Origin of the sequence: Pseudomonas putida (assembly GCF_028682175.1) — a bacterium.
Classification (GTDB): Bacteria; Pseudomonadota; Gammaproteobacteria; order Pseudomonadales; family Pseudomonadaceae; genus Aquipseudomonas; species Aquipseudomonas putida_AD.
The window spans coordinates 185,942-199,718 of record NZ_JANHKS010000003.1 but is presented as its reverse complement, the minus strand read 5'-3'; the positions used below and the strand labels follow the sequence as shown (position 1 = coordinate 199,718).

The window sequence follows — 13,777 nt, the reverse complement described above, 5'->3', positions numbered from 1 at the left end:
GGGTAGCGATGCTGTCATTGCTTGAACCTTACGATGTTGAATCCGCCATTTGCGAGGTGAGCAATGGGCACAGTACTACCTGCAAGCGTTCCACAAACCCTGTACGTTACCATTCGTCGCGACGAACTGCGTGAATTGAAAGAAGAACGTGATCAGTTGCAAAAGAAAGTGGCTCAGTTGACCCAACTGCTGCAGCACACCCAGATCGCTTCGTCGGGCACCGCCCTGCAAGCCTGATCCCCGCTCCGCCCGCCTTCCCCGTACATGGCAAGCCCGATCTGCTGGCTTGCCCCCTGGTTGATCCCCCGCTGCCTTCACCCTCTTGAAACTCGACCTGCCAAGCGTCGGACCCGTTGCGCGATGTATCGTTCAACCGCCCTGAAAGCACATTTGTGTGTCAAACGACACCGTCCCGACACCCGTCTCACATATTTTTCACCTGCCCATCACCATACTCACGCCCCTCTGTGACGCGTCCGTGCTGTTCGGCCGCGCGAAAGATCCATAGCTGGAGCGCCTGATGGCAACAACGCAACGGAGCACCCCGACTCCGAAAAAATTCGACTGGGCGGGTCTCGCCTGGCTGTTCGTCTTCTTCTGGTACTTCTCCGGAATCACCCAACTGCTGATCCAGTTGACCGGCATCACCGGCTTCGCAGGATTTCGCCAGGCGTTCGTTATGAGTGGCATCTGGCTCGCGCCGATGCTGCTGTTCCCCAACAAGACCCGCGTGATGGCCGCCGTCATCGGCGTGGTGCTCTGGGCCTGCTCCATGGCCAGCCTGGGTTACTTCTTCATTTATCAGCAGGAGTTTTCCCAGAGCGTCATCTTCATCATGTTCGAGTCGAACATCTCTGAAGCTGGCGAGTACATGACCCAGTACTTCGCCTGGTGGATCGTGCTGGCCTTCATCGCCCACACCGCCTTCGCGATTTTCCTCTGGACTCGCCTGCGCCCGGTGTACATGCCCCGTGGCCGCGCCTGGGTGACCGCCGTGGCGTTACTGGTTGCGATCATCGGCTACCCGCTGGCCAAGCAGATGTCGCGCTTCGACACCACCGCAGCCGGCCTGGAAGCCTTCGAGTCGCGCATCGAGCCTGCCGTGCCATGGCAGATGCTGGTGGCCTACCATCGCTACACCCAGCAGCTGGACAGCATGCAGGACATGCTGGCCACCAGTAGCAGCATCGCCCCGCTGAAGAACCTCAAGGATCAGCAAGCCGGCCTGCCCACCACGCTGGTGCTGGTGATCGGTGAGTCCACCAACCGTGGCCGCATGCATCTATATGGCTACCCACGCCAGACCACACCCAACCTGGACGCCATGAAAGACCAGTTGCAGGTGTTCGACAACGTCATCACCCCGCGCCCCTACACCATCGAGGCGCTGCAGCAGGTCCTGACCTTCGCCGATGAAGAAAACCCGGACCTGTACCTGAAGACGCCATCCATCGTCAGCGTGATGAAACAGGCGGGCTACAAGACCTTCTGGATCACCAACCAGCAGACGATGACCAAGCGCAACACCATGCTCACGACCTTCTCCGAGCAGGCCGACGAGCAGGTGTACCTGAACAACAACCGCAACCAGAACGCCCGCCAGTACGACGGCGACGTGCTGGAACCGTTTGCCAAGGCATTGAATGACGCGGCGCCGCGCAAGCTCATCGTGGTGCACCTGCTGGGTACGCACATGAGCTACCAGTACCGCTACCCGCAGGACTACGAGAAATTCACCGGCCGCGACGGCGTTCCCGCTGCCATCGATGACAGCAAGCTCGAGCTGTACAACAGCTACGACAACGCCGTGCTGTACAACGACTTCGTGGTGTCGAGCCTGATCAAGACCTACGGCAAGGCCGATCCGAACGGCTTCCTGCTGTACCTTTCCGACCACGGCGAAGATGTCTATGACTCTGCGGGCCACGACACGCTGGGGCGCAACGAGGCCAAGCCGACAATCCCGATGTACACGGTGCCGTTCATTGCCTACGCCTCGCCGAAATGGCGCGAGACCCACGACTGGAACTTCGACAGCATCCACAACCGGGCTTACACCAGTTCGAACCTGATTCACACCTGGGCGCAACTGGCGGGGCTCAGCTTTGACGAACTGGACACCACCAAGAGCCTGGTCAGCCTGGACTTCAAGGCACGCCCACGGCTGATTGGCGACCCGTATGCGCAGAAAGGCCTGAGTGATTTCGCGGTGATGGAAAAGGCGGCGAAATCTCCGGAAGTGGTGACCAAGTAACTCGCCGCCGCCACGGACCGAAGGAGCGCGCTTGCCCGCGACGAGGGGGTGTCAGCACAGTATCAATGGGCTGACACACCGCCGTCGCGGGCAAGCGCGCTCCTACAGGTGGTCACTGCGCTTATAGCTTGCGCAACAACACCCGCGTCACCCGCCGCTCCTGCACTTGCACCACCTTCACATTCCACCCTTCCCATACCAGTTCGTCGCCGATCACCGGCAATCGATCCAGCAGGCTCATGATCAGCCCCGCCAGGGTCTGATACTCGTCGGTGGCGCGGGCCTTGAAACCGATGCGTTCGCGCAGGTGACTGAGGTTCATGGCCGCGTTGACCAGCACACCCTCGCCCTCCTCGATCAGGTCCGGCCCGTCGATTTCGCTCGCGTCGGGCAACTCACCGGCGATGGACTCCAGGATGTCGGTCATGGTCAGGATGCCGGTGAAGTCACCGAACTCGTTGACCACGAACGCGATGTGGGTCGACTGGCTGCGCATCTGCTCCAGGGCATTGAGCACCGAGAAACTGTCCAGCAGGTTGGGCGTGGGTCGCACCATGTGCTCCAGGTTGGGCTCCACGCCCGCCAGCATCGCCGTGAGCATTTCCTTCTTGTGCACGAAGCCCAGCGGCTCGTCGATCCGGCCGCCACGCACCAGCGGCAGGCGCGAATAGGACGAGTTCATCAGGCGCTGACGAATGCTTTCCTGATCGTCGTCCAGATCGATCATGTCCACGTCGTTGCGCACCGTCATCACCGTGCGCACCGGGCGCTGGGCCAGTTGCAGCACGCCGCTGATCATCACCCGCTCGCGGCGGTCGAACACCACTTCTTCGGCATCGCCGTCGAGCATGTCGGCGATGTCCTCGCCCACTTCTTCGACACCCGGCTTTCTGCCGCCCATCAGGCGCAACACCGCATGGGCCATGCGCTCACGGCGCGGCAGATGGCCCTTGAGGCTCCGTTTGCGTCGGGAACGGGCGATCTGGTTGAACACCTCGATCAGGATCGAGAAGCCGATTGCCGCGTACAGATAGCCTTTAGGGATGTGGAAACCCAGGCCATCGGCGGTCAGGCTGAAGCCGATCATCATCAGGAAGCCCAGGCACAGCATGATGACCGTCGGGTGGGCGTTGACGAAGGCGGTCAGCGGCTTGCTGGCGACGATCATGATGCCGATGGAGAAGATCACGGCGATCATCATGATCGACAGTTCATCGACCATCCCCACGGCAGTGATCACGGCATCCAGCGAGAACACGGCGTCCAGCACCACGATCTGCGCCACGATGGGCCAGAACAGTGCGTAGGTGGCGCTGCCCGATTGCTGGGCGACATGCCCCTCCAGGCGTTCGTGCAGTTCCATCGTGGCCTTGAACAGCAGGAACACACCACCGAACAGCATGATCAGGTCGCGTCCGGAGAAGCTTTTGCCGAAGACCTCGAACAACGGCTCGGTCAGCGTCACCATCCACGAAATACTGGCCAACAGGCCCAGGCGCATGATCAGCGCCAGGGACAGGCCCAACACCCGCGCCTTGTCGCGCTGCTCGGGCGGCAGCTTGTCGGCGAGGATGGCGATGAACACCAGGTTGTCGATACCCAGCACCAGTTCCAGCACGATCAACGTCAACAGGCCCAGCCAGGCCGTGGGATCAGCAAGCCATTCCATGGATCAATGCATCCTTATCAGTGGCGAGAGGACAGGCACGACGAAGCCCGACGTGCCAGCAGGCAGGTCGTTCTGGGGAAGAATAATCGTGATCAGGCGCGAATCAGCGCCAGGAGAAAGAAAAAAGCGATCTGCGGTCAGTGGGCACAATCGGCAACTGGGAGGTTCCAGTGAGAGAGACATGGGTGTCCTGAAATGAATACGGGAGGCGATCCTACCTCGCGCAAGGAATATTCCTACAGGACTTAACTGTTACAAATATTTTGAAAGGTGTTGCCCAGGCAACAGTGGAATGTTCAGGACCGCTCCCGCGGGCAAGCCCGGCTGCTACGGGACTGCGTCGTGCTTCGATCTGCTTCTGTGGGAGCGGGCTTGCCCGCGAAGGCGGCCGCTTTCGCTGGCAAGCCAGCTCCCACAGGGGATTGGTGTCCAGTCCCGCTACGAACAGATTGGTGGCTTACAACGCCTTCTGCCAGAACAACGCGCGGCCCATCTGCGGGTCGAGCTGGTAGTCGCTGAAACCCAGCTTCTCATAAGCGCCGCGGGCCGCCGTGTTGCCTTCGAGCACTTCCAGGGTGATCTTGCAGCAACCGCGCTGACGGGCGATTTCCTCGACCTTGGCCAGCATCTTCTGGCTGATGCCCTGCCCACGGGCAGACGCGATCACCACCACGTCATGAACGTTGACCAGCGGGCGGCAAGCGAAGGTGGAGAACCCCTCGAAACAGTTGACCAGCCCCACCGGCTCGCCCGCGATGAAGGCCAGCACGCTGAACGCATGGGGACGTTTGGCCAGCTCGATCGCCAGTTGCTCGCGAGTGTCCATGGACAGGGAGTGGCCCCCGCCCATTGGGTCTTCGGCATATTGATTGAGCAGAAAGCCGATGGCTTCGGCGTGGACCGGGTTGCTATAGCTGGCTTGCAGGACCAGCACCTCAGGGGCTTGCATTGACTTCCTCTACAACTGGAAAAGGTGACTGGCAACGGGCCAGAGAGCCGGTTGCCGCGTGACCGGGATTCTACCGTGGGACGCACGCAAAAGGACCGGTACAAAAGTAGGATTTTTCTCCGAACGCACAAGAATCGATCCATGACGCACCGAGAAATGGCATCTCGTCGAATTTTCGTGACCGGGTGGTCGCAAAACAATCTTTAAACGCTATGCTCCGTCGGCCCCATTGGTTTGATTGTCGAACAATCCGATCAACGGTCGTCCACCCGTTTTTCCCGTTTACCCTGCGCCAAGGCGGCGCACGGCCCGGCCATGGAGATGGTGTAGCAAGATGAAATTTTTCCTACAAAAAGCTGCCGTGCCCCGTCCCAGACATATCCTTGAAAAAAAGTCGAAACTTCTGCAAAACCCCCGGGTCAGCACAATAGAGCGCCTATGCTATTGGTTGAAGCCCGAGCAGAGGCCGCTTTCACCCTGTCCTTCACTATGCAGTCGGTAAATGGGTATCGATCTTGCGTAGGTCTTGTGTGCCTGGCCATAGGACATGGCCAATTACAACTCAAGTGCTGTACCAACACTGCGTATCGAATGGGAGAAAACGATGATTAGTGCCGCTGTCAAAACCCAGAAGGGAGAGAGTTTTAATCAGCCGGCCAGCGAGCTGACCCATCTGCCGGTCTTCGCAACGACGAGCGCACCTCTGCTGCAACTGCCCCCTGTACAACCAGGCATATCCATGGTGAACAGAAAAAAGGTTCTGTTCGTCACTTCGGAAATGGCCGATCTGGTGAAAACCGGCGGTCTGGGTGATGTGTCTGCTGCACTGCCGCGCGCCATGCGCCACCTGCACGATGTACGCGTGCTGATTCCCGGCTACCCACAGGTCATCAATAGCGGAAACCCGATTCATATCATCAGCGAGCTGGGCGGCCATGCGGCCCTGCCTCCCTGCAAGATCGGCCGGATGGACATGAAAGACGGCCTGGTCATTTATGTATTGATCTGCCCCGAACTGTACGAACGCGAAGGCACGCCCTACGGCGACAACCATGGCCGCGACTGGTCCGACAACCACATCCGTTTCGCCCGCCTGGGCCTGGCGGCTGCGGACTTCGCCGCCGGCGCCGTGAAAACCCAGTGGTGCCCCGAGCTGGTTCACGCCCACGACTGGCCAGCGGGCCTGGCCCCTGCCTACATGAAGTGGCGCGGCCAGAGTACGCCGAGCATTTTCACCATCCACAACCTGGCCTATCAGGGCTTCGTCAGCACCGCATCGAGCCGCGAGCTGGGGATTCCCGATCAGGCACTGGGTCCCGATGGCATGGAGTTCTACGGTCGCCTGTCGTTCATCAAGGCCGGCATGGCCTATGCGAGCCACATCACCACCGTCAGCGCCACCTATGCCAAGGAAATCACCACCCCGGATTTCGGCTGCGGCCTGGAAGGCTTCCTGCAGAGCAAGGCCAATCGCGGCCAACTGAGCGGGATTCCCAACGGCATCGATGAAAGCTGGGATGCGGCCACCGATGATCACTTGATCTGCAACTTCGCGCCCAACGAGTGGACCCGCAAGGAGATCAACGCCGATCACGTCCGTGAGTTGTTCGAGCTTGAGCCTTCCACCGGCCCGCTATTCGCCGTGGTTTCGCGCCTCGTGTACCAGAAGGGTCTGGACCTGACCATCGGGGTGTCCGAGTTCATCGTCAAGAATGGCGGCCAGATCGCGATCATTGGCCGTGGCGAACCCGACGAAGAAGACGCCATGCGCGCCCTCGCCGCCCGCTTCCCCGGTCAGATCAGCGTGCGTGTCGGCTTCAACGAAACCGACGCCCGGCGCATGTTCGCCGGCAGCGATTTCCTGCTGATGCCATCGCGCTACGAGCCTTGCGGCCTGAGCCAGATGTACGCCCAGCGTTTCGGCTCATTGCCAGTGGCCCGCTGCACCGGCGGTCTGGCGGACACCATCGAAGACGGCTGCACCGGCTTCCTGTTCAACGAATCTACCGTTGAAAGCTACACCGAAGCCCTGACCCGCGCCTTCAAGGTGTTCGAGAACCCGCCTTTGCTCAACGCCATGCGTTGCCGCGCCATGGCTGCACCATTCGACTGGCACAAGGCCGTTGAACCCTATGCCGATCTTTATCAGGAGCTGTTGAAGAAGAACGTGGGGGCTGCACTGCATTACTGAGTCATACCGAACACAGATAAGGGGTAACGGATGCCATCGCGCACGGATGAGAGCTGGCGCCACGGCGCCGTCTTGCTGGATCCCGAACACACCCGGTTCGCCCTCTGGGCACCGGATGCCTACTACGTCAGCGTGGAGTTAGAGGACGGGCCATCACTGGCCCTCCTGCCGCAGGAAAACGGCTGGTTCGTCCTTGATACCCGATGCCCGGCAGGCACAGGCTATCGCTACACCATCGATGAAAACCTCAAGGTACCTGACCCGGCTTCCCGGGCTCAGGTCAGCGAGGTGCATGGCTACAGCCGGGTCGTCGATCACAACGCCTTCGAATGGCAGCACAGTGCCTGGAGCGGACGCCCCTGGCACGAGGCGGTCATCTACGAGCTGCACGTCGGCGCCCTCGGCGGCTTTGCGGGGGTCGAGCAGCACCTGCAACGGCTGGTGGATACCGGCATCACGGCCATCGAACTCATGCCCATCGCGCAGTTTCCCGGCGAGCGTAACTGGGGCTATGACGGCGTGCTGCCCTACGCACCACAGTCTTCCTACGGCACGCCCGAGCAGCTCAAGCATCTGATTGACACCGCCCACGGCCTGGGCCTGATGGTGATTCTGGACGTGGTCTATAACCACTTCGGGCCGGACGGCAATTACCTGAACGCCTACGCCAAACACTTTTTTCGCAGCGACAAGAAGACGCCCTGGGGCGATGCCATCGATTTCCGCCGCCGCGAGGTGCGCGACTTTTTCATCGACAACAGCCTGATGTGGTTGCTCGACTACCGCTTCGACGGCCTGCGTTTCGATGCCGTGCACGCCATCGAAGATCCGACCTTCCTGCAGGAAATGGCCCAGCGGATTCGTCAGGCAGTTCCGCCCTCCCGGCATGTGTGGCTGACCCTGGAAAACGAATTCAACCAGGCCAGCCACATCACCAAGGGTTACGACGCGCAATGGAACGACGACGGCCACAACACCCTGCACGTTCTGCTGACCGGCGAAACCGACGCCTACTACACCGACTTCGCCGAGCAGCCTACCCACAAGCTGGCGCGGCTGTTGGGCGAGGGGTTCGTCTATCAGGGCGAAACCACCCGCCATGGTCACGCCCGTGGTGAACCCAGCGCCCATCTGCCGCCGACCGCGTTCGTGCTGTTCCTGCAGAACCACGACCAGATCGGCAACCGCGCCCTGGGCGAGCGCCTGATTCAACTCTGCCCGGCCCCTGCACTGCGCGCGGCCACGGCCTTGCTGTTGTTGTCGCCGATGATTCCGCTGATGTTCATGGGCGATGAATGGGGGGCCAGCGAGCCGTTCCTGTTCTTCACCGACTTCCACGATGAACTGGCCGATGCCGTGCGCGAAGGGCGGCGCGGAGAGTTCGCCGACTTTGCCGCCTTCGCGGATCCTGCTCGACGTGAACGCATCCCCGACCCCAACGCCTTGCAGACTTTCCGCTCCTCGCGCCCGGCCGCCGACGCACTGCTGCTGGAAACCGACCTGGGGCAGGATCATCGCAACTGGCAGGCGCTGTACCGCGAACTGCTCGCGGTCCGCCACGCGCACATCGTGCCGCGTCTGGCCGGCGCCAGGGCGCTGGGTGCCCAGGTGCTGGCCGACAAGGCGGTCAGTGCACGCTGGGAGATGGGCGACGGCCAGGTGCTGCGCATTGATCTGAACCTCAGCGAACACAGCGTGCAGGTCGACAGCCATGGCGTGCAGCATGTTCTTCATGAATCCCATCCACAATCGGCAGAACTTTCACGCCGGGGCAGCCTCAATCCCTACACGGCCATTGTCAGCCTGATATCGAGTGACGTTGCGGAGGATACGGATGAGCAATGAGCAACTGGAAATGCTGGCGACCGAGGCGGGATTGTCGGTCGACTGGAAAGACGCCAACGCACGACCGCAGCGGGTCAGCCCCGACGTGCTGCGCAAGGTACTCGAAAGTCTCGGCCACCCCGCCACAGACGACTCACAGATCGCTGCCAGCCTTGAGCGCCTGCGGCACGAGAGCCAATCGACCACCCCGCCACCGCTGCTGACGGTGGATCACGGCAGCAACCTCGACCTCTCGGCATGGTTCAAGCCGAACACCCCATTCGTGCTCGAACTCGAAGACGGCTCGCGCCTGGAGGCCAACCTCACCGCTAATGCCGAGCTGCCCGCGCTGGCCACCGTCGGTTATCAGCAACTGGCCATCGACGGCCAGCACCTGACCATCGCCGTGGCGCCCAGGACCGCCTACAGCCTGGCCATGGCCACCGATACCAGCGTGCCCCGTGCCTGGGGTCTGACCCTGCAACTCTATTATCTGCGCAGGAGTGGCGACGGCGGCTTCGGCGACACCCAGGCGCTGGAAACCTTTGCCCGGGCAGCCGGGGAGCGCGGTGCCGCGGCGATCGCCATCAGCCCTGTGCACGCGATGTTCGCCAGCGACACCGAGCGCTTCAGTCCCTACTCGCCATCGAGCCGGTTGTTCCTCAATGCGCTGTACGCGGCCCCCGGTGCAATTCTCGGCGAGCGGGCCCTGCGCACCGCCATCGACGAAACGGGCCTGGGTGAAGAACTCAAGCGTCTGGAAGAACAATCCCTGATCGATTGGCCCGCCGCTGCGGCGGCCAAATGGAAGATTTTCCGTGCGTTGTACGCCTCGTTCATCGCCAGTGGCAATCCGCTGCACGAAGACTTCAAGAGCTTCCGTCACGCCGGTGGCGAGGCACTGGAAAACCACTGCCGCTTCGAGGCCCTGCGTGACCAGTGTGAAACACTCGGCATCAGCGGCAACTGGCACGAGTGGCCCGAACAGTTCAAGAACCCGCGCAGCCAGGCCATCGACGAGTTTGCCGCCAGCCACGCCGAGCAGATCGGTTTCCACGCCTTCGCCCAGTGGCTGATCGCCCGAGGCTTGGAGCGGGCGCAGACCGCCGCGCGCGGCAGCGGCATGAGCGTCGGCTTGATCGGCGACCTTGCCGTGGGTGCCGACGGGGCCGGGAGCCAGGCCTGGAGCCGCCAGGATGAACTGCTCTCGGCACTGACCGTAGGCGCGCCGCCCGACATTCTCAACCGCTCGGGGCAAAGCTGGGGGATCTCGGCGTTCTCGCCCACGGGCCTCAAGCGCAATGGCTTTCGCGCCTTCATCGAAATGCTGCGGGCCAACTTCGCCCACGCCGGCGGCCTGCGCATCGACCACGTGATGGGCCTGCAACGCCTGTGGGTGGTGCCGCTGGGCTCACCGCCAAGCGAGGGCGCGTACCTCAATTACCCGCTGGACGACATGCTGCGCCTGTTGTGCCTGGAATCCTGGCGACACAAGGCGGTGGTCCTCGGCGAGGACCTGGGCACGGTGCCCGAGGGCCTGCACGACAAGCTTTCGGCCCGGGCCATCCTGGGCATGCGTGTGCTGTTGTTCGAGCAGGACAACGCCCATTTCAAGCCGATCATCAAATGGTCCGACGATGCCCTGGCGACCACCAGCACCCACGATTTGCCCACCCTTACCGGCTGGCTCAGCGAGCTGGACATCGACTGGAACAAGACCCTGGGCCACATCGACGACGACACCGAACGCCAATGGCGCGAAGCCCGCGAACGCGAACGTGAAGGCCTGCGCGCTGCGTTGCGCCTGAACTACGGCATGCACGACAGCAACGACAGCGACATGATCGACGGCAGCGTGCGCTATCTGGGCCACACCCGTGCGCCCTTGGTGCTGCTGCCCATCGAAGACGCCATGGGCATCGAACAGCAGGCCAACCTGCCCGGCACCATCGACAGCCACCCCAACTGGCGCAGGCGCCTGCCCGGCGACAGTGCCGGGTTGCTGGACAACGCCAACGCCGCACGGCGTCTGGAAATCCTCGCCGCTGCGCGGCAACAGGCAGCGGAGCGTGACCAATGAACCCGCCGGTCAATCCCGTCTTGAGCCCGCTGCGGGCGACCCAGCGCCTGCAATTTCATAAAGACTTCACCCTGGACGATGCCGCGAAACAGGTGCCCTACTTCGCAAGCCTGGGCATCAGTCATCTCTATGCCTCGCCGCTGCTAAAGGCCCGCGCCGGGTCCATGCACGGCTATGACGTGGTCGATCCGCGCATCATCAACCCGGAGCTGGGTGGCGAACCTGCCCTGCGCCGGCTGGTGGCGACGCTGCGCGAGCACGGGATGGGGCTGATTCTGGACATCGTTTCCAACCACATGGCCGTCGGCGGAGCGGACAATCCGTGGTGGCTCGACCTGCTCGAATGGGGCCAGCGCAGCCCCTACGCGAAGTTCTTCGACATCCAGTGGAATTCCCCCGACCCGCTGCTCAAGGGCCAGTTGCTGCAACCCTTCCTGAGCACCGACTACGGCACCGTCTTGCAGAACGGCGAAGTGCCGCTGCGCTTCGATGCCGAGCATGGCAGTTTCCGGGTCGAGCATTATCAGCACCACTTCCCGATCAACCCCGGCACCTACGCCCCGCTGCTCAACGCCGCGCGGCGCCCCGAGCTCGAGGCCCTGACCCAGGCCTTCGCCCGGCTGGACAACCATCCGCAGGCCTATGAACAGGCCCAGCAGCTCAAGGACGAACTGGCCGACTTGCTCAAGGCCAACCCCGCGCTGATCGAGGCCATCGAGACCGGGCTTGAGCAGTTCGATTCACGCCAGCCTGATGGCTTCAAACGCCTGCACCGCCTGCTTGAGCAACAGGACTATCGCCTGGCCAGCTGGCGCACCGCAGGCGACGACATCAACTGGCGGCGCTTCTTCGACATCAACGAGCTGGGCGGCCTCAAGGTCGAGCGCTCCCAGGTGTTCGAAGCCACCCACGCGAAGATTTTCCAGTTGATCGCCGAAGGCCTTGTAGACGGCCTGCGCATCGATCACATCGACGGCCTGGCCGACCCTCGGGGTTATTGCCGCAAGTTGCGCCGTCGCGTCGACAGCCTGCTCTCGCGGCGTCCGGCGGGCACTGAACTTGCGCACCTGCCGATCTTCGTCGAGAAAATCCTCGGCCCCGACGAGCAACTGCGCAGCGACTGGAACGTGGACGGCACCACCGGCTACGAGTTCATGAACCAGGTGTCGCTGCTGCAACACGACCCCAGGGGCGAGGAAATCCTCGGCGAGCTGTGGAGCCGGATCAGCGGTCGCACCGCCGACTTCAACCTGGAAGTGCTCGAAGCCCGCGACCTGGTGCTCCACGGCACCCTGGCCGGTGACTTCGAAAACCTGGCCCAGGCCCTGCTGCAAGTGGCCCGCAGCGATGTAATGAGCCGCGACCTGACCCTCGGTGCGATCCGTCGCTCGCTGCTGGCGCTGGTGGGCAACTTCCCGGTCTATCGCACTTACATCAACGCTTGCGGCCGCTCGGCCGAGGACCAGCGCTTCTTCGACCAGGCCATGGCCGGCGCCCGGGACATGCTCAGCGAAGGCGACTGGCCGGTGCTCGACTACCTGCAACGCTGGCTCGGCGGCGAAAGCCTGCGCGACTACCCCACCGGTCCTTTGCGCGAGATGCGCCGCAAGGCCGGCAACCGTTTCCAGCAACTGACCTCACCGGTGGCGGCCAAGTCGGTGGAAGACACCTCTTTCTACCGCTCGGCCGTGCTGTTGTCGCGCAACGATGTGGGCTTCCACCCGCAACATTTCAGTGCGCCGGTAGAGGACTTTCACCAGGTGTGCATCCAGCGTGGTGCGACCTTCCCGGACAACCTGCTGACCACCGCCACCCACGATCACAAGCGCGGCGAAGACACCCGCACCCGCCTTGCCGTGCTCAGCGAGAACGCCGGCTGGTACGCCGAACAGGTCGAGCGCTGGCTCGCGTTGTCGGCGCCGCTCAAGGCCGGTGATACGGCGATCAGCCCGGGCGACGAACTGATGCTGTACCAGGCGATCCTCGGCAGTTGGCCGCTGGACCTTGCCGGCGACGAAGCCTTCCAGGCCTATGCCGAACGCCTGACCCGCTGGCAGGAAAAGGCCCTGCGCGAAGCCAAGCTGCAAAGCAGCTGGAGCGCACCGAACGAGGCTTATGAAAGCGCCTGCCGCGAGTTTCTGCAGCAGTTATTGCTCAGCCCCGATGCGCTGGCGCTGCGTCAGTCCATCGGCGCGACGGCCAACCGCATCGCGCCCGCCGGCGCCTTGAACAGTCTGGCGCAAACCTTGCTGCGCATGACCGTGCCCGGCGTGCCTGATCTGTATCAGGGCACCGAGTTCTGGGATTTCAGCCTGGTCGATCCGGACAACCGTCGCCCAGTGGATTACCCCGCTCGCGAGCGCGCATTGAGCCAGGCTGCAACACCGGCCGGACTCCTGGCGCACTGGCAGGACGGACGCATCAAGCAGGCGTTGATCGCGCAGGTGCTCATGCTGCGCAAACAACACCCTGCGCTGTTTGCCGAGGGCCGCTACACACCGCTTGAAGTGGTCGGCGAGCAGGCCACGCACATCATGGCGTTCGCCCGGGAATCGGAGGGTATCCGGGCAATCGTTGTGGTTCCACGTTTGCCGGCTGAACTATTGGGCACCGCGCAAACTCCATTCATCAACGCGGCAAATTGGGGCGATACACGAATCATCCTGCCGTTCGCTGATTCAGATCCAAATTGGAAGGGACTTTTCTCGCAGGCTACAGTCACAACCAACAAGGAAATGTCGCTCAGCGCAGCGCTCAAGGAATTTTCCGTAAATCTGCTAATACAAACCTTGTAATACCTGGGAGTGTCG

Annotated in this window: 8 protein-coding genes; 6 read left to right on the top strand and 2 right to left on the bottom strand. The window is 62.3% G+C overall.

Annotation, left to right across the window (positions count from 1 at the left end; genetic code table 11):
- Positions 1–63: 63 nt before the first annotated feature.
- Entirely contained in the window at positions 64–237 is a 174-nt protein-coding gene (locus NPS29_RS03830) for a DUF6026 family protein (RefSeq protein ID WP_274130819.1), read from the top strand.
- Positions 238–520: 283 nt separating this feature from the next.
- A complete protein-coding gene (locus tag NPS29_RS03825; RefSeq protein WP_274130817.1) occupies positions 521–2,254 on the top strand; it encodes a phosphoethanolamine transferase CptA in 1,734 nt (577 codons plus the stop codon).
- 121 nt (positions 2,255–2,375) lie between these two features.
- Here the strand turns inward: NPS29_RS03825 and NPS29_RS03820 are convergent, their stop codons facing one another.
- Positions 2,376–3,923: a TerC family protein gene (locus tag NPS29_RS03820; protein WP_274130815.1), complete on the bottom strand. Its 1,548-nt coding sequence runs from the start codon at positions 3,921–3,923 to the stop codon at positions 2,376–2,378.
- A 457-nt stretch (positions 3,924–4,380) separates the two neighbouring features.
- Entirely contained in the window at positions 4,381–4,872 is a 492-nt protein-coding gene (locus NPS29_RS03815; protein ID WP_274130812.1) for a GNAT family N-acetyltransferase, read from the bottom strand.
- A 604-nt stretch (positions 4,873–5,476) separates the two neighbouring features.
- Here NPS29_RS03815 and glgA point away from each other — a divergent pair.
- From glgA to NPS29_RS03795, 4 genes are read left to right on the top strand one after another with little or no spacing between them, the layout of a single operon-like run.
- Positions 5,477–7,063: a glycogen synthase GlgA gene (gene glgA / locus NPS29_RS03810; RefSeq protein ID WP_274130810.1), complete on the top strand. Its 1,587-nt coding sequence runs from the start codon at positions 5,477–5,479 to the stop codon at positions 7,061–7,063.
- Positions 7,064–7,093: 30 nt separating this feature from the next.
- A complete protein-coding gene (treZ, locus tag NPS29_RS03805) occupies positions 7,094–8,908 on the top strand; it encodes a malto-oligosyltrehalose trehalohydrolase (protein ID WP_274130808.1) in 1,815 nt (604 codons plus the stop codon).
- Positions 8,898–10,967: a 4-alpha-glucanotransferase gene (gene malQ / locus NPS29_RS03800; RefSeq protein WP_274130806.1), complete on the top strand. Its 2,070-nt coding sequence runs from the start codon at positions 8,898–8,900 to the stop codon at positions 10,965–10,967. Before treZ ends, malQ begins: the two co-directional genes overlap by 11 nt.
- Positions 10,964–13,762 carry a malto-oligosyltrehalose synthase gene (locus tag NPS29_RS03795; protein ID WP_274130805.1) on the top strand — a complete coding sequence of 933 codons (2,799 nt, stop codon included), beginning with the start codon at positions 10,964–10,966 and terminating at the stop codon, positions 13,760–13,762. The genes malQ and NPS29_RS03795 overlap by 4 nt, the downstream gene beginning before the upstream one ends.
- Positions 13,763–13,777 lie beyond the last annotated feature (15 nt).